Source organism: Caballeronia ptereochthonis (assembly GCF_001545075.1).
GTDB lineage: Bacteria > Pseudomonadota > Gammaproteobacteria > Burkholderiales > Burkholderiaceae > Caballeronia > Caballeronia ptereochthonis.
On sequence record NZ_FCOB02000021.1, the window covers coordinates 133,955 to 155,951 of the forward strand.

Annotated in this window: 19 protein-coding genes; 6 read left to right on the forward strand and 13 right to left on the reverse strand. The window is 65.2% G+C overall.

What is annotated here, in order from left to right:
* Positions 1 to 6: 6 nt before the first annotated feature.
* Positions 7 to 450, reverse strand: a complete 444-nt coding sequence (locus AWB83_RS22345) for a hypothetical protein (protein WP_087047796.1) — start codon at positions 448 to 450, stop codon at positions 7 to 9.
* A gap of 314 nt (positions 451 to 764) precedes the next feature.
* On the opposite strand from AWB83_RS22345, the gene AWB83_RS22350 reads away from it, so the two are divergent.
* Positions 765 to 1,937: an MFS transporter gene (locus AWB83_RS22350; RefSeq protein WP_087047797.1), complete on the forward strand. Its 1,173-nt coding sequence runs from the start codon at positions 765 to 767 to the stop codon at positions 1,935 to 1,937.
* Between the two features lie 22 nt (positions 1,938 to 1,959).
* The gene (locus AWB83_RS22355) at positions 1,960 to 3,120 is read left to right on the forward strand and encodes an MFS transporter (RefSeq protein WP_087047798.1); all 1,161 of its coding nucleotides are present in this window, start codon (positions 1,960 to 1,962) and stop codon (positions 3,118 to 3,120) included.
* 86 nt (positions 3,121 to 3,206) lie between these two features.
* Here AWB83_RS22355 and AWB83_RS22360 read toward each other — a convergent pair whose 3' ends face one another.
* From AWB83_RS22360 to AWB83_RS37315, 4 genes are all read right to left on the reverse strand, one after another.
* Positions 3,207 to 4,562: an MFS transporter gene (locus AWB83_RS22360; RefSeq protein WP_087047799.1), complete on the reverse strand. Its 1,356-nt coding sequence runs from the start codon at positions 4,560 to 4,562 to the stop codon at positions 3,207 to 3,209.
* An 81-nt stretch (positions 4,563 to 4,643) separates the two neighbouring features.
* Positions 4,644 to 5,930, reverse strand: a complete 1,287-nt coding sequence (fahA, locus tag AWB83_RS22365; protein ID WP_167389146.1) for a fumarylacetoacetase — start codon at positions 5,928 to 5,930, stop codon at positions 4,644 to 4,646.
* Positions 5,927 to 7,276 carry a homogentisate 1,2-dioxygenase gene (gene hmgA / locus AWB83_RS22370; RefSeq protein WP_087047801.1) on the reverse strand — a complete coding sequence of 450 codons (1,350 nt, stop codon included), beginning with the start codon at positions 7,274 to 7,276 and terminating at the stop codon, positions 5,927 to 5,929. The genes fahA and hmgA overlap by 4 nt, the downstream gene beginning before the upstream one ends.
* Positions 7,277 to 7,419: 143 nt before the next feature.
* The gene (locus AWB83_RS37315) at positions 7,420 to 7,638 is read right to left on the reverse strand and encodes a hypothetical protein (protein ID WP_244197849.1); all 219 of its coding nucleotides are present in this window, start codon (positions 7,636 to 7,638) and stop codon (positions 7,420 to 7,422) included.
* On the opposite strand from AWB83_RS37315, the gene AWB83_RS22375 reads away from it, so the two are divergent.
* Positions 7,567 to 8,349, forward strand: coding sequence for an EAL domain-containing protein (locus tag AWB83_RS22375; RefSeq protein WP_244197848.1), 783 nt, complete (start codon positions 7,567 to 7,569; stop codon positions 8,347 to 8,349). The two genes, AWB83_RS37315 and AWB83_RS22375, sit on opposite strands and share 72 nt — an antisense overlap.
* Positions 8,350 to 8,499: 150 nt before the next feature.
* Here AWB83_RS22375 and AWB83_RS22380 read toward each other — a convergent pair whose 3' ends face one another.
* On the reverse strand, positions 8,500 to 10,041 hold the full coding sequence (locus AWB83_RS22380; RefSeq protein ID WP_087047803.1) for an FGGY-family carbohydrate kinase: 1,542 nt from the start codon (positions 10,039 to 10,041) through the stop codon (positions 8,500 to 8,502).
* A gap of 373 nt (positions 10,042 to 10,414) precedes the next feature.
* Here AWB83_RS22380 and dalD point away from each other — a divergent pair, with 373 nt between their 5' ends.
* The 3 genes from dalD (at position 10,415) to AWB83_RS22395 (ending at position 14,622) form a co-directional block, all read left to right on the forward strand.
* Entirely contained in the window at positions 10,415 to 11,809 is a 1,395-nt protein-coding gene (gene dalD, locus AWB83_RS22385; RefSeq protein WP_087047804.1) for a D-arabinitol 4-dehydrogenase, read from the forward strand.
* 222 nt (positions 11,810 to 12,031) lie between these two features.
* Positions 12,032 to 13,513: a xylulokinase gene (gene xylB, locus AWB83_RS22390; protein WP_087047805.1), complete on the forward strand. Its 1,482-nt coding sequence runs from the start codon at positions 12,032 to 12,034 to the stop codon at positions 13,511 to 13,513.
* 161 nt (positions 13,514 to 13,674) lie between these two features.
* Positions 13,675 to 14,622, forward strand: a complete 948-nt coding sequence (locus AWB83_RS22395; protein ID WP_087047806.1) for a sugar-binding transcriptional regulator — start codon at positions 13,675 to 13,677, stop codon at positions 14,620 to 14,622.
* Between the two features lie 4 nt (positions 14,623 to 14,626).
* On the opposite strand, the gene AWB83_RS22400 is transcribed toward AWB83_RS22395, so the two are convergent.
* The 7 genes from AWB83_RS22400 to AWB83_RS22430 all read right to left on the reverse strand — a co-directional run bounded on the left by AWB83_RS22400 (position 14,627) and on the right by AWB83_RS22430 (position 21,819).
* Complete coding sequence (locus AWB83_RS22400; protein ID WP_087047807.1) at positions 14,627 to 15,490, reverse strand: MOSC domain-containing protein; 864 nt, start codon at positions 15,488 to 15,490, stop codon at positions 14,627 to 14,629.
* 136 nt (positions 15,491 to 15,626) lie between these two features.
* A complete protein-coding gene (locus AWB83_RS22405) occupies positions 15,627 to 16,763 on the reverse strand; it encodes an ABC transporter ATP-binding protein (protein WP_087047808.1) in 1,137 nt (378 codons plus the stop codon).
* A 36-nt stretch (positions 16,764 to 16,799) separates the two neighbouring features.
* A complete protein-coding gene (locus AWB83_RS22410; protein WP_087047809.1) occupies positions 16,800 to 17,468 on the reverse strand; it encodes an HAD family hydrolase in 669 nt (222 codons plus the stop codon).
* Between the two features lie 55 nt (positions 17,469 to 17,523).
* Positions 17,524 to 18,375 (reverse strand): carbohydrate ABC transporter permease, encoded by an 852-nt coding sequence (locus AWB83_RS22415; RefSeq protein ID WP_096059385.1) that lies wholly within the window; start codon positions 18,373 to 18,375, stop codon positions 17,524 to 17,526.
* Positions 18,372 to 19,310: a carbohydrate ABC transporter permease gene (locus AWB83_RS22420; RefSeq protein ID WP_087047811.1), complete on the reverse strand. Its 939-nt coding sequence runs from the start codon at positions 19,308 to 19,310 to the stop codon at positions 18,372 to 18,374. The genes AWB83_RS22415 and AWB83_RS22420 overlap by 4 nt, the downstream gene beginning before the upstream one ends.
* Before the next feature lie 80 nt (positions 19,311 to 19,390).
* Positions 19,391 to 20,659, reverse strand: a complete 1,269-nt coding sequence (locus AWB83_RS22425; RefSeq protein ID WP_087047830.1) for an ABC transporter substrate-binding protein — start codon at positions 20,657 to 20,659, stop codon at positions 19,391 to 19,393.
* Between the two features lie 386 nt (positions 20,660 to 21,045).
* Complete coding sequence (locus AWB83_RS22430; protein ID WP_087047812.1) at positions 21,046 to 21,819, reverse strand: L-iditol 2-dehydrogenase; 774 nt, start codon at positions 21,817 to 21,819, stop codon at positions 21,046 to 21,048.
* Between the last annotated feature and the right edge of the window lie 178 nt (positions 21,820 to 21,997).

Here is a 21,997-nt window from a genome sequence, read left to right on the forward strand (position 1 = left end):
CTTCGCTCAGTGATAGATCGTCGTCGACGATTGCAGCCTCGTGAGCTTGCCGCGCCGGTATCCGTACCATCCGAGATTCGACTGCATCACGACTTCCTCGCCCTGCCAGAAGACGCGCTTCACCGTCATGCGCTGATTCACGCGCTGCACGAGCGGCGGATTGCGGCGGAAGTCGTACAGCACCGGCCCGGTATCGGACTGCACGAGCATGCGCGTAACGGTGTCGCTCGCGCCCGTGGTTTCGTCGAAGTGCGCGATGCGTTTGGCGTCGAAGCGGTCGAAGACCTGCGTGTCGATGAGCGCCGCCATGCCGGATTCGTCGCGCAGGAAATTCAGCGCGCCCGCCTGCGTGGCGATGGGGCCGGCGGCGTCGCTCTGGGCGTGCGCGAGCGCGGCGAGGAACATCGTGGAGGCGATCGCGGCGCGGATACAGGTTTTTATCAGTGACATCTTCGTTCAGTCGTTGCTGCGTTTTTCCAACACTCATCGTCGCCCGCAGCGCGCAACGAATGCGCGCCGGCGAGCGTGTTACCGGAAACATCTGACGCATGCCGGCGTCGCGAGTGCAAGACTCATGCGCCGCCGCCGCGTCCGCAAGAATATCCGTTCGGCATGAAGGATGGCAGGGCCGGTCAGTATCAGGGTTTATACCAGCATCAAAAAATACCTTTCGGTACAATTCGAGCCTTCGACTCCGCCTCGGCGCCTGCATCGCTCAATCCGACGACGCGCGACCTGGCGTGACACTTCGTCCGCCCTCCGCCATGCCTCTGCCTCTCTTCGCTCTCGCCATTGCCGCGTTCGGCATCGGCACGACCGAATTCGTCATCATGGGGCTCCTGCCCAACGTCGCGCGCGATCTCGCGGTGTCGATCCCGGCGGCGGGCATGCTCGTGTCCGGCTATGCGCTGGGCGTCACGGTCGGCGCGCCGATCCTCGCCGTGGTCACCGCGAAGATGCCGCGCAAGAAGGCGCTGATGAGCCTGATCGGCGTGTTCATCGTCGGCAACATGCTGTGCGCGCTCGCGCCGAACTACTGGGTGCTGATGGGCGCGCGCATCGTCACCGCGTTCTGCCACGGCGCGTTCTTCGGCATCGGCTCGGTGGTTGCCGCCGATCTCGTCGCCCCGAACCGCCGCGCGCAGGCCATCGCGCTGATGTTCACCGGCCTCACGCTCGCCAACGTGCTCGGCGTGCCGCTCGGCACCGCGCTCGGCCAGGCGGCCGGCTGGCGCTCGACCTTCTGGGTCGTCACGCTGATCGGCGTGGCGGCGGCGGGCGCGCTCGCCGTGTGCCTGCCGAGGCATATCGAGATGCGCGAAACCAGCATCCTGCGCGAATTCGACGTGCTCAAGAACCCGCAAGTGCTGATGGTGCTCGGCATCAGCGTGCTCGCATCGGCCAGTCTCTTCTCGGTGTTCACGTATATCACGCCTATCCTCGAGGACGTGACAGGCTTTTCGCCGCATGCGGTCACCTACGTGCTGCTGCTCTTCGGGCTGGGTCTGACGGTCGGCAGCACGCTCGGCGGCAAGCTCGCGGACTGGAAGCTGTTGCGCTCGCTGCTGTCCTTCCTGCTGGCGATCGTCGTCATTCTGACGATCTTCGCGGGCACGATGCACGAGCCCGTTGCCGCGATGGTCACGATCTTCTTCTGGGGCGTGCTCGCGTTCGCGATCGTGCCGCCGCTGCAAATGCTGATCGTGAACCGCGCGAGCGATGCGCCGAACCTCGCTTCGACGCTGAACCAGGGCGCGTTCAACCTCGGCAACGCGACGGGCGCGTGGCTCGGCGGCTGCGTGATCGGCGCGGGCGCGCCGCTCACGTCGCTGCCGTGGGTCGGCATCCTGATGGCGGCGATCGCGTTCGGGCTGACGCTGCTTTCGGCGACGCTCGACAAGCGCGCGCGCCGGCTTGCCATCGGACAGGCCGTCTGACTCATGCCGGGCGGTGCAGTGGATGAAGGGAATTCTCTCGCGTGATTTTCTCGCGCTGATTCTGAGCGTCGCGGTGGTCGGCCTGGGGCTGGGCGCGACGCTGCCGCTCACGGCCCTCGCGCTCACGCAGGCGGGCTACGGCACCGACATCGTCGGCCTGATGACGGCGGTGCAGGCGGGCGGCGGCCTCGTCGTCGCGCCGTTCGCGAGCCGCCTCGCCGGGCGCTTCGGGGCGCGCGGGACGATCGTCGCCACGGTGATCGTCGCGGCGCTCGCGACCATCGCGATGCAGCTCACGATGAACCTGTGGCTGTGGGCCGCGCTGCGCCTCCTGTTCGGCGCGGCGCTGATGCTGCTCTTCACGATCGGCGAGGCGTGGGTCACGCAGCTCGCCGACGATGCCACGCGCGGGCGCGTCGTCGCCCTCTACGCGACCAACTTCACCCTCTTCCAGATGACGGGCCCCGTGCTCGTCAGCGTGATCGCCGGCTGGCAGGCGGCGCGCTTCGCCGTGTGCGGCGCGATCTTCCTGCTGGCGCTGCCCGCGCTCGCGTCGATACGCGGCACGCCGCACGCGCTCGCCTCCGGGGAAGGCCCGCACGGAGACTGGCGCACCGTGCTGCCGCGCATGCCGGCGCTCGTGATCGGCACGGGTTTCTTCGCGCTCTTCGACACGCTCGCGCTTTCCCTGATGCCGCTCTTCGCGATGTCGCACGGCATCGGCGAGGACATCGGCGTGCTGTTCGCCTCCGCGATCCTCTTCGGCGACACGACGATGCAGTTCCCGATCGGCTGGCTCGCCGATCGCATCGGACGCGCCAGGGTGCATGCGGGCGCGGGCGTCGTCGTCCTCGCGCTGCTGCCGTTTCTGCCCTGGGCGGTCGCGTATCCGTGGATCTGCTGGCCGCTGCTGTTCGTGATCGGCGCAGCGGCGGGCAGTGTCTATACGCTGTCGATCGTCGCTTGCGGCGAGCGCTTTCGCGGGCCGTCGCTGGTTTCGGCGACGGCGATCGTCGGCGCGTCGTGGAGCGTGGCGAGCTTCGGCGGGCCGATCGTCGCGGGGACGCTGATGCGAAGCGTCGGCGCGGATGCGTTGATCGGCGTGCTGGTGGCGGCGGCTGCGGCGTTTCTCCTGGCGGCGTGGTGGGAGGCGCGCCGCCCGGCGACGAGCCTCTCCGGGTAGGCCTTCGGATCGGCGCCCGCAAGCCGCCCGTCACCTGCAGGCGCCATGACGGCCGGCTGGCTTGATCGGCCGGCCGTTTCGCCATTTCAAGCCGCCTGCACCGCCCCGCCCTTCTCGCGCCGCACGACCGCCAGCACCGCCACCAGGACGGTCGAGCACAGCACCGGCACGGCGGCTGCATGAAACAGCGCGACGTTGCTCGATCCGAGCGCGATCATCTGTCCGCCGACGAGCGGACCGATCACCGACCCGATGCGCCCGATGCCGAGGCTCCAGCCGATGCCGGTCGAGCGCAGCGTCGTCGGATAGTAATGGCCGGCGAGCGCATTGACCGCCGGCTGCCCGCCGACGATGCAGAAGCCGCTCGCGAACACCGCCACGAAGAGCCACACCTGCGCATGCGCGACGCCCCCGATCATGCCGACGCACACCGCGCCCAGACCGAAGCACGCGAGCAGCACGCGCACGAAGCCGAAGCGCTCGATGAACCATCCGAGCGAGAGCGTTCCGAGCACACCGCCCGTCTGCAGCAGCGTGCCGACGAGCACCGCCATGCCGGGCGTATAGCCTGCATCGCGCATCACGGTCGGCAGCCAGTTCGACAGGAAGTACAGGTCGATGAGGTTCATGAAGCTGATCGCCCACAGGATCAGCGTGACCGGCCCGCGCCCCGCGCGGAACAGTTCCGCCACGGGCGCGCCCGCACTCGCTTTCTCGCGCACGACGAGGCGCGTCGAAGCATCGATCGCCAGTGCCGGATCGAACTTCGCGAGCCACGCCCGCGCGCGCGCCTCACGGCCCTTCAGCACCAGAAACTGGAGCGATTCGGGCAGCGCGACGATCATCGCCAGCGCGAGCAGCAAAGGCACCGCGCCGCCGATCCAGAACACCGAGCGCCAGCCGTACGCGGGAATCAGCGCCGCGCTCAGGAAGCCGCCCAGCGCCGCGCCGAGCGTGAAGCCGCACGACACGAGCATCATCCGCTTCACGCGATGCGCCGCGGTCGAGAATTCGCCGACGAGCGCCATCGCGTTCGGCATGATGCAGCCGAGCCCGAGCCCCGTGACGAAGCGCAGCGCGCTCAGCACCGTGAGATCGTTCGTGAAGGCGGTCGCGATCATCGACAGCCCGAAGAACAGCGTCGCGCCGATCAGCACCGGACGCCGCCCGATGCGGTCCGCCAGCACCGACAAGCCGAGCGCGCCGAGCAGCATGCCGAAGAGGCTCGCGCTGAAGACCGGCCCGAGCGCGGCCTTCGACACGTGCCAGTCCGCGATGACGGCGGGTGCGACGTAGCCCATCGCCTGCGCGTCGAAGCCGTCGATCACGAGGCACAGCCCGCACAACGCGAGCAGCATGATCTGGAATGCGGGCCGATGCGCGTCGCCGAGCGCGCGCTCGACATCGATCACATTGCCGTGCGCGGTTGTCTCTCTCACCATGTCGAATCCTTCCGGGTCTTTGGGTTCGCTATGAAGCGGAAGCGGCCCGCATGAGGGCCGCTTCGTCGTTCGATATGAAAGTCAGGCGCGCGCCGCCAGAATCCGCCCCGCGCACTCGCCGAAGCCGATGCGATAGCCATCGCCCTGGCACCATCCGGTGATCGTGATTTCATCGCCGTCCTGCAGGAACGAGCGCTCGCCGCCCTCCTCCAGCTTCAGCGGGCGCTGGCCGTTCCACGTGCTTTCCAGCAGGCTGCCGCACGATTCCGGCGTCGGTCCGCTGATCGTGCCCGAGCCCATCAGATCGCCGACGCGCGTGTTGCATCCCGCGACCGTGTGATGCGCGAGCTGCTGCGCCATCGACCAGTACATCAGCTTGAAGTTGGTGCGGGAGAGCGTCGTCGCCCGGCGCGCGCCTTCGGCACGCAGCGTCACTTGCAGTTCGATGTCGAACGCGTGATCGCCCCGGTGACGCAGATATTCGAGCGGCTGCGGCTCCTGCGCGGGCGTCGCGGTGCGGAACGGCTCGAGCGCATCGAGCGTGACGATCCACGGCGAGATGGTCGTCGCAAAGGTCTTCGCGTTGAACGGGCCGAGCGGCACGTATTCCCATTGCTGGATGTCGCGCGCGCTCCAGTCGTTCAGCAGCACCATGCCGAAGATGTGCGACTCGGCGTCCTCGCACGCGATCGGCTCGCCGAGCGCATTACCACGGCCGACGATGAAGCCCGTCTCCAGTTCGATATCCAGCTTGCGGCACGCGCCGAACACCGGGCGATCTTCCGTCGGCAACTTCAGTTGTCCGTTGGGGCGGCGCACCGGCGTGCCGCTCACGACGACGGATGACGCGCGCCCGTTATAGCCGATCGGCATCTCCGACCAGTTCGGCAGGAGCGCGTTCTTCGGATCGCGGAACATCGAGCCGACGTTGGTCGCGTGTTCCTTCGACGAATAGAAGTCCGTGTAGCCGGGAATCTCGACGGGCAGATGCTTCGTCGCATCCGGGCGGGGCACGAGCGCGCGGCGGCGCAGCGCTTCGTCGTCACGCAGCGTCGCATTGCCCTGCGCGAGCAGGCCGGAGAGCGCGATGCGCACGGCGCGCCAGCGCTCGCGGCCGAGCGCGATGAAATCGTTCAGGCGCGGCGCATGGAAAGTGCCGTGCGCGTCGATGAGACGTGCGTCTTCGAGCGCGGCCAGATCGACGATCCAGTCGCCGATCGCGACGCCCGCGCGTGGCCGTGTGTTCACCGCGTCGCTGAAGATGCCGAACGGCAGGTTCTGAATCGGGAAGTCGCTCGCGGGATCGTTCGCGGATTCGATCCAGCTTTTGAGGGTGGAGCCAAGCGTGGCTTTCAGCGCATCGTTCATCGTTGCTCCGGGTTGAAGTGTTTCGTGAGGCCTTGCCAGCACTCGTAGTAATTCGCCTGCAGTTGCGCGGTTTCGAGCGCGAACCGCGTCGGCTTGATGAGCGTGCGCGTCTCGAACATGAAAGCCATCGTGTCGCCGACTTTCGCGGGCTTCGACGTATCGATGCGCGATGCCTTCTCGAACGTCTCCGCATCCGGACCGTGTCCCGACATGCAATTGTGCAGGCTCGCGCCGCCCGGCAGGAAGCCCTCGGCCTTCGCGTCGTAGACGCCATGCACGAGGCCCATGAACTCGCTCGCGACATTGCGGTGGAACCAGGGCGGACGGAATGTATCCTCGGCGGCGAGCCAGCGCGGCGGGAAGATCACGAAGTCGATCGCGTCGACGCCCGGCGTGTCGCTCGGCGACTGCAGCACGAGGAAGATCGACGGATCGGGGTGGTCGTAGCTGATCGAGCCGATGGTGTTGAAGTGGCGCAGATCGTACTTGTACGGCGCATAGCTGCCGTGCCACGCGACGACATCGAGGGGCGAATGGCCGATATCCGCGTGCCACAGCACGCCGTTCATCTTCGTGACCAGCTCGAAACTGCCTTCGCGGTCTTCATACGCGGCATGCGGCGTGAGGAAGTCACGCGGATTCGCGAGCCCGTTCGAGCCGATCGGACCGAGGTCCGGCAACTGCAGCAGCGCGCCGAAGTTCTCGCAGATATAGCCGCGCGCCTCGCCATCGGGCAAGGCCACGGAGAAGCGCACGCCGCGTGGAATCACCGCGATCTCATAGGGCTCGACGTCGAGCTTGCCGAGCTCCGTCCAGATCGCGAGACGCCCTTGTTGCGGCACGATCAGCAACTCGCCGTCGGCGTTGTAGAAGAAGCGGTCCTGCATCGAGCGGTTCGCCGCGTAGAGATGAATCGCACAGCCGCTCATGGATTCCGCTGCGCCGTTGCCCGCCATCGTCACCCAGCCGTCGATGAAATCGGTCGGCGCGTCGGGCATCGGCAGGGGATCCCAGCGCAACTGATTGGGCGGCGTCGGCGGCACGTCGGGACAACCCGAGGCGAAACTGGCGACGAGCTTCGCGCGCAGCCTGTCGGCGGGAATGCGCGTAAACGGCTTGTGCACGGCGGCCGGCCGGATGCGATAGAGCCACGAGCGGCGGTTGTGGGCGCGCGGCGCGGTGAACGCCGTGCCGGAGAGCTGCTCCGCATACAGACCGTAGGCCGCGCGCTGCGGCGAGTTGCGGCCGATCGGCAGCGCGCCGGGCAGCGCCTCCGTGGCGAAGTCGTTGGCAAAGCCGGATTGATAGTGCTGGTTCGCGTCCGTGTGCGTCTCGAACGTTGGCATGGTCGGAATCCTCGGCGAATGATCGGCACGCCGGCGACGCCAGGCCGTGCGGCCTTACGTCGCTGCGTTTTACGAATAGTAAAACCAATTACGATTAGTGAAATCGCTCGTAAACCCTTAATCGACGCGCTTGTTCCGGCATATCAATATGTGAATTTGGTGCTGGACGCGGTGTTGCGCGCTGATACCATCGAGAATTCCAATGACAATCGCCCGGTACGGCGCACCTCACGAACTCGAATGCTCCATCCATGATCGCCCCTTCCTTGCCAGAACTTGTCGCCCGCGCCTTGCAGCATCCGTTTCTCGGCGCGCATATCGTGCTTGGAGAGAACGAGCACGCGGGGCAGGCGATCGCGCATTACGGCGGTCTATGCATTTCGAGCGCCTACGAGCCGATTTTCGATGTCGGCACGCACAGCTTTCCGCAGACCTTGAGCGCTTCGCCGGAGAGTGCGGAGCGTTTTGGCGATGAGCTGGGCGTGCAGGCGCTGACGCTCATTCACGGCGATACGTCGCGCGACCCTTTCGGGCAACTGGAAGACGATCGTGAGCTGGTCGCGCTGGACCGGCTATCGCGGGCGGTGCACGCGTTCAATTTCTTCGGGCCGCATCGGCCGGGGCTTTTGTTTCTTCGCGTGCACGAGCGGTTGTTGAAGAGCGTGAAGTATGACCACGGGCTGCACTTCTCGTCCGTGCTGATGGAGTTCGGCATGAGTCCGTCGCGCGTGGTGATCGAATTGCCTGCGGCGGCGGTGGCGCACAAGACGTTTCTGGGCTATCTCACCAAGAGCTATCAGCGCTACGGATTCAAGGTTGCGGGGAATCTGCCCAATGCCGGGCAGATCATGGCCGTGTCGGATATGGCGCGGCTCGATTTCATCAAGATGGATGCGGGCGCCGCTTTACGTGATTCTGTTGTGAAGCATCTTGTCGCTTATGCGAATCGGTTGAGGATTCCGCTCATCTTTTCCAATGTCTCGGATGAAGCGCAGTTCAATGCGTTGCAGCAGTTTGATGTGCACTTCGTGCAGGGGCCGGTGTTTGATGCACATCCTGTGCATTTGCGGTAGCGGTTTTTTTTGGTTCGCTACGCGTTGCTATGGAACTTGTGTTCGTGTCGGTCTATTAGCATTGCCCCTGTGCGGGGCAACACTAATAGACCACTAAGCAATCAGGATTTCATAGCAGCCCAAGCAGAACAAACAAAAAACCCCCAACCCTCACCCCCGCAACCGATGCATCAACGGCTTCAAAGCCGGATAAAGATCGAGATAAACACCGAACCGTTCCCCATACACGCGCTGCCGCGCGATATCAGGCTGAGCACGCTCGACGAGCGTAACCCACCCGCCTTCGGCCGTTTCCCGCGAAACCAGCCCCGCGCCTAGCGCGGCCAACAACGCCGCCCCCATCGCCGCTTCGACGTCCTGCTCGATCGACAACACGGGATACCCCGTGACATCCGCGATGATCTGCATCCACAGATCCGAATGCGCCGCGCCGCCAACAACGATCAGCCTGTCTTCCAGCGACTGCGCACCGCGCCTTCCCGCCTCCATGTTGTGCTTCAGCGCAAACGCAACGCCCTCGAGCACCGCGCGATACAGCGTCGCACGCGTGTGGAACAGATTGAGCCCGACGAACGTACCGCTCGCGCGCGCATCCCAGACCGGACTGCGTTCCCCCATCAGATACGGCAGGAACACCACGCCATCGGAACCCGCGGCCACCTTCGCGGCCGCCTCTTCAAGCAGCCGGTGCGGATCACCGTGCGGCATCTTCTTCGCGGCTTCGATCTCGCCCTGGCAGAACTGATCGCGATACCACGCCACGCACTGACCCGCCGTGCTCGCGCCGCCGAACACATAGAGATCGCGCTTGCCGTTGTAGACGTGCGGCATCGATACGAGCCCGTGACTCGCATCGACGGTCTGATTGATGTACCCCCAGCACATGCTCGTGCCGATCATCGCGACGTGATGGCCCGCCTGCGTGACGCCCGCAGCAAAGGTCGCCACCGCCGCATCGACGCCGCCCGCGACGACCGGCGTGCCCGCGGCAAGACCGAGCTTGCCGGCCCATTGCGGCAATAACCCGGCCACTACGTCCGACGATTCCACCAGACGCTGCGGCATCATCGCCGCGGGAATGCCGAGCATGTCGAGCGCTTCCTGCGACCACGCACGCTTCGCGACGTCGTACACGCCGCCGATATTGCCCGCCGAACTGTGATCGACAGCAAGCTCGCCAGTCAGTCGCTGGATCACGAACGCATTCGGCGGCAGAAAATGGCGCGTCTTTTTCCATACCTCCGGCTCATGGTTGCGCAGCCAGAGCATCTTCGTGAAGCCGTAGTAGCTGTCGACGCCGTTGCCCGTGATCGCCTCCAGCCGCTTCACGTCGACGTGCTCGCGCACCCAGTCCACTTCGGCCGTCGCACGGCGATCCATCCAGATGAGACACGGATAGAGCGGCTCCATGTTCTCGTCGACGGGAATGCCCGAGCCGCCATACAGGCTGCTCACGCAGAGCGCCTTCACGTCGTTCGCCGCAACACCCTTCTCGCGCGCCTTCGCGACGACCGCCGCGATGCACTCGGTCACGGCATCGAACCATACCGATGCCCGTTGCTCGGCCCACATGGGCTTGGGCGTGTCGGGATGGTAGGCGCTCGAATGCTGCGCGACGATCGCACCGCTGGTATCGACGAGCAACGCCTTCGTGCTCTGCGTGCCGATGTCGATGCCGATCACGTAATCCATGTCCGTCTCCCGCGTTCTGTTTTTCCGCCTATCGTTAAGTGGAGCCGCCGCGGCCCGAGACGAGGCGATCACGCACCTTCGTTCAACGGCCGTCACATTGCCTATCCGGGTTATTCCCGATCCGTTCGATAACCGGGATTTGCGCACCGCAGCGTGAGCCACTCCCTGCGCGCCGCCAGCGCGTGACCCGTGGAAGGCGCGCAAATTGCGCCGCGTTGCGGGAAACCCGCGCCTTGACTTTCATCCAGGCGAATACGATCATTCGATCATCGAAAGAGCAAATGCTCACACAGCCGCGATGACGCACGCGCGCGTCGTTGCGAACGGCCGTCCGCGAAGAACGGGCGCACAGCCAATCAGAGGAAGAGACGACATGAACAGTGAATCCAGCAACGCGAGCGGCGGCGTGATCCTGCACATCGGCGCCGGGTCTTTTCATCGTGCGCATCAGGCGTGGTATCTGCACAGGCTCATCGAATCCGGCGACGAGCGCTGGTCGCTCGCGGTCGGCAACATCCGTGGCGACATGAACGCCGTGCTCGATGCGCTCGCCGCGCAGAACGGCGAATACACGCTCGAAACGGTGACGCCGAAGGGAGAGCGCGAGTACGAAACCGTGCGCGCGATCAGGAAGGTCGTGCCGTGGTCCGCCGATCTCGAGGCGCTCATCGCGACGGGCGCCGACCCCGCGTGCAGGATCGTGTCGTTCACCGTCACCGAAGGCGGCTACTACCTCGATGATCACGACAGGCTGGACACCGCGAACCCCGATCTCGCCGCCGATCTGAAAGGCGCGAAAACGACGATCTACGGCGCGCTCGCCGCCATTCTCGATGCGCGCATGAAGAACGGCGCGGGCAAGGTGTCGCTGCAGAACTGCGACAACCTGCGCAGCAACGGCGACCGCTTCAAAAAGGGCATGCTCGAATTCCTGCAACTGCGCGGCGAGACCGCGCTGCGCGACTGGATGATCGCCAACACGTCGTGCCCGAATTCGATGGTCGACCGCATCACGCCGCGCCCGACGCCCGACGTGGCCGAGCGCGTGAAGGCCGCGACCGGCGTCGACGACCGCGCGCCCGTGATGGGCGAGAAGTTCATCCAGTGGGTGATCGAGGACAACTTCATCGCCGGGCGGCCCGCCTGGGAGAAGGTCGGCGCGGAGATGGTCGAATCGGTGCATCCCTACGAGGAGGCGAAGATCCGCATTCTCAACGCGAGCCATAGCTGCATCGCGTGGGCGGGCACGCTCGTCGGCCTGCAGTACATTCACGAAGGCACGCAGGACATGGAGATCCGCGCGCTCGCGGATGCCTACGTCACCGACGACGTGATTCCCTGCCTCACGCCGAGCCCGATCGATCTCGCCCGGTATCGCGACGTCGTGCTCGACCGCTTCAGCAATCCGTATATCAGGGACACGAACCAGCGCGTCGCGGCGGACGGCTTTTCGAAGCTGCCGGGCTTCATCGCGCCGACGATGTCCGAATGCTTCGCGCGCAACGTCGATCCCGATTCGACCGCCATCCTGCCTGCGCTCTTCTTCCGCTTCCTCGAACGCTGGCACGAAGGCAAGCTGCCCTATGCGTATCAGGACGGCGTGATGGATCCGGCAGTCGCGCATGGCTTCTTCACGGCGCCCGATCCGATCGAGGCGTTCGTGGGCGACAAGCTCCTGTGGGGCAAGATGGCACGAACCGAAGGGCTCGAGCGCGTGATGCGCAAGGCGATGGGGAAGGTCGATGCGTGGCTCGCCAATCGGCCATAAGCAGCGGCCATAAGCAGCGGCCATAAGCGCAGCCACGAGCGCAGCCATATCGTCAACCTTATCGCCGCGTTAAGCGCAACGGTGAAGCGCGCGCCGCGCCGCTCGGGTATTGTGCCCATGGCGCGGCGCGCCGCGTGGCGTTAAATTGGCGCCTCCTGCTGCACTGGCTTCACTCCTCGTTTTTCGCCGGGTCCGATCCCGGCAACGACCAAGGGTCCGTTCATGTACTTAGGCATAGACCTCGGCACCTCCGAAGTGAAAGTTCTGCTGCTCGCCGCCGACGGCGGCGTGATCGGCACGGCGGGCACGCCGTTCACCGTATCGCGTCCGAAGCCGCGCTGGTCGGAGCAGAATCCGCTCGACTGGTGGGAAGGCACGCGCGCCGCGCTCTTCAAGCTGCGCGAGAAGTTTCCGGGCGAGTTCGCGCAAGTGCGCGGCATCGGCCTGTCGGGACAGATGCATGGCGCCGTGCTGCTCGATTCGCACGACAACGTGCTGCGCCCTGCGATCCTCTGGAACGACATGCGCAGCGACAAGGAATGCGCCGAGCTCTACGAGCGTGCGCCGAACCTGCACGAGATCGCCGGCAATCTGGCGATGCCGGGCTTCACCGCGCCGAAGCTTCTCTGGGTCGCGCACAACGAGCCGGACATTTTCAGGCAGACCGCGTGCGTGCTGCTGCCGAAGGATTATCTGCGCATGCATCTGACGGGCACGAAGGTGTCCGATCCTTCCGACGCCGCCGGCACGCTCTGGCTCGATGTCGCGAGGCGTGACTGGTCCGACGAGTTGCTTGCCGCATGCGACATGTCGCGCCGCCAGATGCCGTCGCTGGCCGAGGGCAGCGAGCCTTCCGGCACGTTGCGGCCGGAGCTTGCGCGCGAGTTCGGCCTGCGCGAGGGCGTGATCGTCGCGGCGGGCGGCGGCGACAATGCCGCGAGCGCGGTGGGCATCGGCGCGACCGATCCGGGCGACGGCTTTCTGTCGCTTGGCACGTCGGGCGTGCTGTGCGTGATCGGCGACCGCTTCCGGCCGAATCCGGCCTCGGCGGTGCATGCGTTCTGCCATGCGATTCCGGATCGCTGGCATCAGATGAGTGTGGTGCTCTCGGCGGCGAGTTGCCTGCGCTGGGTATGCAAGCTGACGTCGACGGACGAGCCGACCTTGCTCGCGGAGATCGAAGCGCTGCCGGCCGACGCGTTGCCTTCGGCGCCCTTGTTCCTGCCGTATCTGAGCGGCGAGCGTACGCCCCACAACGATCCGTATGCGCAAGGCGTGTTCTTCGGGATGACGCACGCGACTGATCGTGCGCTGCTGGGCTATTCGGTGCTCGAGGGCGTGACGCTTTCGCTGACCGATGGCCTGGACGCGCTGGAATCGGCGGGCACGCAGGCGCGTGCGTTGTCGATGCTTGGCGGCGGTGCACGCAGCGCGTACTGGGCGCAGATGTTCGCCGATGCGTTCGACACGCCGACCCGCACGCACGGCGGCGGCGAGACGGGCGCGGCTTTGGGCGCGGCGCGGCTCGGCTGGCTCGCGGCGGGGGGTGATCCGGCGACGGTGCTCGCGAAGCCCGAGATCAAGCAGGAGTTCATGCCGAACGCCGAACGGCATGAGATTTTGCGGCAGCGCTTGAAGGGGTTCCGGGAGTTGTATCGGCATGTCAGGCCGTTGTTTGATCCGGCGCGGGAGAGGTTGGCTTGATTTTGTGGTGCGGTTGGGCTTCTATGGAACTTGTATTCCTGTCGGTCTATTGGCGTTGCCCCGCACAGGGGCAACACTAATAGACCACTAAGAAATCAGGATTTCACGACAAACACGCCCACAAAGCCCCACGCCCAAACCAAACAAAACCACCCAAAAACGTGCCGAAATCCAGCGAAAAACTCGATCTCGCGACGCGCGCAGCGTGGCTGTACTATGTCGCCGGCAACACCCAAAACGAGATCGCCGAAAAGCTGCAGATCTCGCGTCCGGTGGCGCAGCGGCTCGTCGCGTTCGCCGTCGAGAAGAACCTGATCCGCGTGCGGGTCGATCACCGCATCGCCGATTGCCTCTCGCTCGCGAAGCAACTGAGCGACCGCTACGGCCTCGCGATGTGCGAAGTCGTGCCCATCGACGGCGACGCGAGCGAACAGGTCGACCGCAAGCTCGCCGTCGCGGGCGCGCAAGTGATGGAGCGCTATCTCCTCGAGGAAAAGCCCCTCGTCGTGTCCATCGGCAGCGGGCGCACGCTCAAGGCCTGCGTCGCGCAGATCGGCCAGATCGATCGCCCGCAGCATCGCTTCGTATCGTTGGTCGGCGCCATCGCGCAGGACGGTTCGTCGAACCGCTACGACGTCGCGCAGCAGCTGTCGGAGAAGACCGGCGGCAAGCACTTCATGCTGCCCGCGCCGCTCATGGCCGACAGCGAGGCCGAACGCGCGCAGTGGGTCAGTCACCGGCTGTATCGCATCGTCGATGAACTCGCGCAGCGCGCCGACGTGGCGTTCGTCGGCATCGGCAACGTCGGCGTGAATTGTCCGCTGCACGAAGACGGCTTCATCACGCGCGCCGAAGTGGACGAGATGATGCACGCGGGCGCGGTCGCCGAATGGCTCGGCCTGCCCATCGACGCCAACGGCAAGCGCGTGCAGTCGAAAACCGGCGCGCGCGTGACGAGCCTCAAGCTCGACACGCCGCCGAAACGCCCGACGATCGGTTTCGCGGGCGGTCAACGCAAGCACGAAGCGCTGATTGCCGCGTTGAAAGGAAAATGGCTGTCGGGCCTCGTCACGGACGAGCTTTGCGCGAAGGCGGCGCTCGAGGCGTAACGCCTCAGAAGCCGATCTCGGCTTCCACGTCCAGCCCGACTTCCAGCGCCGCGCCCTCGCCCGCTACGACCACCGCGTTCTTGCCGAAGGTCAGCGCGCCGTCGAACTGATCGCTCGCGCGATAGGCGCTCATCGTGTCGAGCGGCTCGTGCGGCCATTCGGGATCCGGCGCACCGGTAGCCTGGTCGATCGTCGGCATCGGACAGCGCGTGCAGAGCTTCACGAGGCGCAATTGCACGTCCCGTCCCGGCACGCGGATCTGCATGTCGCCGACATGGTCCTCTTCGTAGGCATCGAGGCCGCCGATCACGAGATTCGGCCGGAAGCGATTCGCCGGAATGCCCTGCGCGCCTTTCGTCGACAGGCGCGCGTTGAGATCGTCGAGCGATGCCTGGCCTACGATCAGAAGCGGAAAGCCATCGGCGAAACGCGTCTGCGTGACGAGCGGCGCGGTCCACTTTTCGTCGACCGTGCGGCGCGCCGTCGGTGAGAAACGCGCGAGGCGCGCGGGCGTGCCGAGAAACTCGCTGAACCATCGCGCCGTCTGCTCGCCCGTATCGAGCGCGTCGACGGTTTCGCGCCAGACGGTCGCGCGCATCGGCTTCGCATCCGCGAGCGCTTCGGCGCGCAAGGGCGTGCGCAGCGTCGGCATGCCGGGCGCATCGATCACGAGTGCATCGCTGTCGAGCGCCGTCCTGATCAACGCCATGCGCGGATGCGCGCGCTGCGTGAACATGCCGCCCGCCGGATCGGTCACCATCCAGTGACGGTCGTATTCGAGACCGGTCTCGAGAAGCGTCGCGCGGCGCAGGGAAATGCCCGCGCAGGACTTGATCGGATAGACGAAGATTTCGTTGATGACGGGCATGGCGATGTCTTGTGAGGATCGACGCCGGCCGTCGGATGCGGCCGGTCATGAGGGAGATTATCGCGCGCGCCCGCGGCTTGCAAAAAACAACGGCGCCGCCCTTTCGAGCGGCGCCGCCGGTTCGACGATCCGCGTCTCAGGCCGCCGTCGCATGCTCCCGCTGCCACGAATCCACCACCTTGCGCGTGAACGCCTGCCCTTCCGCGTTGAACAGATGGCAGTGTTCCGGCGACGAGCCGAGCTTGAGCTTCTCGCCGCGCGCGTGCTTCTCCAGCGGCGGAATGCGCGAGATCAGGCCGTCCGGGGCGACGTCGGTTTCGGCATAGAGATACGCCGCGTCGCCGAGCGTCTCGACGGTCATCGCCGTGGCGCTGACGCCGTAATCGCCCGCGTCGGCGGCATTCGGCTGCAAATGCTCCGGACGAATGCCGACCGTCACCGCATCGCCCGGCTTCGCGTTGCCCGGCAGCACGCCGACTAGCTGCGTCTCGCCCGTCGCGTACTTGACGAGCACGCCGTCGCTCTGAATCTGCGCGACCGTGCCCGACAGGAAGTTCATCTTCGGCGAGCCGATGAAGCCCGCGACGAAACGGTTCGCCGGCGCGTGATAAAGCGTGTTCGGCGTGCCGACCTGCTCGATGTTCCCCGCCGACAGCACGACGATCTTGTCCGCGAGCGTCATCGCCTCGACCTGATCGTGCGTCACGTAGATCATCGTCGTCTTGAGATCGTCGTGCAGGCGCGCGAACTCGAGGCGCATCTTCACGCGGAGCGCGGCGTCGAGGTTCGAGAGCGGCTCGTCGAAGAGAAACACCTTCGGCTTGCGCGTGATCGCGCGCCCGATCGCCACGCGCTGACGCTGGCCGCCCGACAGTTGCTTCGGCTTGCGATCGAGCAGATGGTCGATGTGCAGGATCTTCGCCGCGTTCTTCACGGCGGCGTCGATCGCGGGCTTCTTCTCGCCCGCGAGCTTGAGACCGAACGCCATGTTGTCGTACAGCGTCATGTGCGGATAGAGCGCGTACGACTGGAACACCATCGCGATGCCGCGCTTCGCGGGCGCCAGTTCGTTCACGCGCGCGTTGTCGATCATCAGGTCGCCGCCGCTGATTTCTTCCAGACCCGCGATCATGCGCATCAACGTCGACTTGCCGCAGCCGGACGGGCCCACGAACACGACGAACTCGCCGTCGTCGATATCGAGGTTGATGTTGCGCATCACCTCGGTTTCCTCATAACGCTTGCTGATGTTGCGCAGTGTCAGGCTAGCCATGATGTATGTCTCCTTCGCGACGCTTGAAGCGCATCGCTATCTGATTTCGAACGTCGCGTTCTGCAGCCATTGCTCGACGAGCAGAGGCAGTCGCGTCATGTCGTCGAATACGACCTGCGCGCCCGCTTTCTCCAGCGCGCCGATCTGTCCTTCGGTCGCGTGGCCGCCGCCGATGAAGCCCAGCACGGGCATGCCCGCCGCCCTTGCCGCCGTCACGCCGGTCACGCTGTCCTCCACGACGAGGCAGCGCAGCGGATCGATGTGCATCGCGCGTGCCGCGGCGAGATACACGTCGGGCGCGGGCTTCGGGTTCTCGACCATGTCCGCGCAGAAACGCCGCTCGCCGAAAAAGCGCACGAGGCCTGTGCGTTGCAGCACCGCGTCGACATACGGCGAGAAGCTGTTGCTCGCGCACGCCTTCGTGAACGGCACGGCCGCGAGCGCTTGAGCGATGCCCGGCACCATCGGCGCATGAATCGCCGCTGCCTCGACGGCGCGGCGGATCGCGACGACCTGCTCGTGCGTCAGCGTGCGGCCGACCGTATCGGCCGCGCTCGAAAGCACCGCCTCGATGCGCAGGCCGAGCAGCGGCATCACGACCGGCTCGACGTCGACGCCCGGCCACAGCGCCTGCAGCCCGGTGACGAGCATGCGCGCCGCCACGGCCTCGCTGTCGATCAGGACGCCGTCGCAGTCGCAGATCATCAGGCGATCTTCGAGGTTGGCCTCGGTGGATGGAGTGAGATTCACGCTCGCACCCTCACTTCACCGCGCCAAACGTGAGACCGCGCACCAGCTGCTTCTGCGAGACCCAGCCGACGATCAGGATCGGCGCGACCGCGAGCAGCGAGGCCGCCGAGAGCTTCGCCCAGAAGAGCCCTTCCGGACTCGAGTACGACGCGATGAACACCGTCAGCGGCGCCGCGTTCGAGCTCGACAGGTTGATGCTCCAGAACGCCTCGTTCCACGACAGGATGATGAGCAGCAGGCCCGTCGACGCGAGGCCGGGCAACGCCATCGGCATCAGCAGATAGACGATTTCCTGCCACGTCGTCGCGCCGTCGATGCGGCCCGCCTCCAGAATGTCCTTCGGCACTTCGTTGAAGTACGTGAAGGCCATCCACACGGCGATCGGCAGATTGATCAGCGTGTACACGATGATGAGGCCGGACACGGTGTCGAGCAGGCCCGTGTTCTTCCACAGCAGGTAGATCGGCACGAGCACGCCGACCGACGGCATCATCTTCGTGGAGAGCATCCACAGCAGGACCGACTGCGTCTTCCTGGTCGGGAAGAACGCCATCGCGTAGGCGCACGGCACGGCAAGAAGCAGGCAGATCACCGTGACGCCGACCGAGATCAGCACCGAATTCAGCGCGAAGCCGAAGTAATTGCTGCGCGCGAACACTTCGCGGAAGCTCTCCAGCGTCGGCGTGAAGAACAGCGACGACGAATACGCCTGCTGCTCGGTCTTGAACGCGGTGATCGTCATCCAGAAGATCGGAAAGAACAGCAGGATGGAGACGATCCACGCGACGATGCCGGGCACCACGTTCTTGACGTGATCGAGCACGGGTGTGCGCGTAGTTGCAGTGACCGGATGAGTGCTCATGACTCGTACTCCCCTTTGAGGTTCTTCGCGAGCATTCTCACGAGGAAGAACGCGACGATATTGGCCAGAATGACCGCGAGAATGCCGCCCGCCGATGCAAGACCGACGTCGAACTGCTGCAGGCCGAGCGCGTAGATCAGATATGACAGGTTGGTCGTCGCGGTGCCGGGACCACCGCCCGTCGTCGTATAGATTTCAGCGAAGATCGACAGCAGGAAGATGGTTTCCATCATCACGACCACGGCGATCGCGCGCTTCAGGTGCGGCAGCGTGATGAAGAAGAACATCGAGAACGGACCCGCGCCGTCGATGCGCGCCGCTTCCTTCTGCTCCTGGTCGAGCGACTGAATCGCCGTGAAGAGAATCAGGAACGCGAACGGCAGCCACTGCCACGCGACGATCAGAATGACCGCGAAGAGCGGATAGTCGGCGAACCAGTCGATCGGCTGCATGCCGAGCGAGCGCATCAGCGAGGCAATCAGGCCGTACACCGGATGCAGGATCATGTTCTTCCAGATGAGCGCGGAGACCGTCGGCATCACGAAGAACGGCGCGATCACGAGGAGGCGCGCGATGCCTTGGCCTACGAACTTGCGGTCGAACAGCACGGCGAGCAGCACGCCGCCCACCACGGTGATGACGAGCACCGAGATGATCAGCGTCAGCGTATGACCGATGGACGGGCCGAACGCCGGATCGGTGACCAGAAACTCGAAATTGTCGAAGCCCGCAAATCCTTTGACATCGGGGTTCAGCAGGTTGTAGCGCGAGAACGAAAACCAGATCGTCATCGCGAGCGGAATGGCCATCCACAGGAACAGGAGACCGGTCGACGGCGTGATCAGCCAGCGCACCGACTTCGCGCGCCGCCTGTCGCGCTCGGCCGCGGACTCCTCCATGTGATGATTGGTGATGGGGGGATTCAGTTGACTCATCGTGTCACCTCTCGATGATGATGCATGCGGGCCGCTTCGTCGCTTCGCACGGAACGAAGCGGCCCGGGTACTGCGCGGATTTATTTCTGATAACCGGCTTGCTTGACGGCGCGATCGGCCGCGGCATTGGCCGCCTTCAACGCGTTGTCGACGCTCGTCTGACCCGCCACGACGCCCGCGATCGACTGGCCGACCACCGTGCCGAACGACTGGAACTCCGGAATGCCGACGAACTGGATGCCGCTATACGGCACCTTCTTGAGCGTCGCGTCGTTCGGGTTCGCGGTTTCGATCGCCTGCAGCACGAAGTCGCCGAACGGCGCGGCCTGCTTGTACTCGGGGCGCGCATACGTGGACTTACGCGTGCCCGGCGGCACCGACGCCCAGCCTTCGTCCTTGCCGACCATCTCGATGTACTCCTTCGACGTCGCCCACGCGGCGAACTTCTTCGCGGCTTCCTGCTGCTTCGACGTCTTCGGAATCGCGAGCGACCACGACCACAGCCAGTGCGAGCCCTTCGGCGTGACGGCGACGGGCGCCGCTGCGAAGCCGATCTTGTCCGACACCTGCGATTGCGCCTTGTTGTAGAGCATGCCGGCGGCGACCGTCGCGTCGATCCACATCGCGCACTTGCCGGAGGACATCAGCGTGAGGTTCTCGTTGAAGCCGTTCGAGCTCGCTCCCGGCGGGCCGTCGTTCTTCAGCAGATCCGAGTAGAACGTCACGGCCTTGTGCCATTCCGGCGTGTCGAGCTGCGCCTGCCACTTCTCGTTGAACCATTCGCCGCCGAAGGTGTTCACGACGGTAGACACGAATGCCATGTTCTCGCCCCAGCCCGCCTTGCCGCGCAGGCAGATGCCATACTGGCCCTTGGACTTGTCGGTGAGCTTGTCGGCGAATTGCTTGATCTGATCGTAAGTCGGCTGATCGGGCATCTTCAGGCCCGCCGCCTGGAACAGGTCCTTGCGGTAATACGTCATCGAGCTTTCGACGTAGAACGGCAGCGCGTACAGCTGGCCGTTGTAGGAGAGGCCGTCGCGCGCGGTCTTCACGACGTCCTCGAGATCGTAGTTGGCGGGCAGGCCCGCCATCGGCGAGAGCCAGCCGCGCTTGCCCCACTGCGGTGCCTCATAGGTGCCGATGGTGATCACGTCGAACTGGCCGCTGTTGGTGGTGATGTCCGTGGTCGCGCGCTGGCGCAGGACGTTCTCTTCGAGAATCACCCACTTCAGCTGGATGTCCGGATTGGCCTTCTCGAACGCGGGCGCGAGCTTCTTCAGCTCGATCATGTCCGGGTTGTTCAGCGTGGCGATGGTGATGGTCGTCGCGGCATGTCCCGATAGCGGCATGAGCGCGGCAGCGGCGAGCGCGGCCGAAAGCGCCGTAACGGCGTAACGCGCGCGCGGCTGTGCCCGAACGATGCGTTGAGTGCGTTTCATGTTGGTTCGTCTCCTTTTTGTTGGCACGGGCGCCGCGGACGGTCTCGTTGCATGACCGCAAGCGCCGTGTATGCCGCTGCCTGCTTTTGAGGGTGCGCGACCGGGATCGCGTGGTTGCCGGGGTTTTCCTTGTGTCGCATTTCGCGCGGCACGTCTGCTGCGTCTGCCGCGCCTGCCTTCGCAGTTGTAGAGCTTTCGCCTCCGGCCTCGCGCCGTGCGCATTCGCCGCGACGCCGTTTCACTATAGACGGTGCTTTCCGCGCTTCAAGCCGCATGCTGCGCGCGAGCGCGGTGCATCAACTCATCCAGTTGCCGCCGTCGACGTTGATCGTCTGGGCGGTGATGTAATCCGAATCCGACGACGCCAGAAACAGCGCCGCGCCCGTCAGGTCGGCCGGCACGCCCATGCGCCCGAGCGGCACCTCCTCGCCGACGAGCCGCTTCTTCTCGCCGAGCGGCCGGTTCTCGTAGCGCGCGAAGAGCGCGTCGACGTGCTCCCACATCGGCGTATCGACGACGCCTGGCGCGATGCCGTTCACATTGATGCGCTCTTTCGCGAGCGCGAGCGCCGCCGATTGCGTATAGCTGATCACCGCCGCTTTGGTCGCGCAGTAATGCGATACGAGCGCCTCGCCGCGCCGTCCGGCCTGCGACGACATGTTGATGATCTTGCCGCCGCGACCCTGCTCGACCATGCGCCTGGCGACCGCCTGCATCAGGAAGAACATGCCCTTGACGTTGACCGCGAAGAGGCGGTCATAGACGTCCCAGGATTCGTCGAGGATCGGGCGCATGTCGAAGAGCGCCGCGTTGTTGAAGAGGATGTCGATGCCGCCGAAACGCTCGACGGTGCACGCAACGATGCGCTCGATATCTTCACGGCGCGTAACGTCGGCCTTGAGCGCCAGCACGCGCGCGGATACGTCCGCAAAGCGCGGCGCCATGTCGTGCTCGTCCTTCACGTCGACGATCACCACCTGCGCGCCCTCTTCCAGATAACGCCGCGCGACCGCCTCGCCGATGCCGCTCGCGGCGCCCGTGATGATCGCGACCTTGTCTCTCAGTCTCACCGATGTCTCCGATTCTTTGCGTTGTTCGGCAGCGTGCTCTGCGCCTCGCTTATGTGAGCGAACGCTCCGCAACTGAACAATTGCTCTCTGTTTGATCGAATGATCGGCGTTGCGCGCGATCGTGTCAAGGCGTCGGTACAGGTTTCGATGTTGCGGCGCGCAAACGTCCAGAATCTTC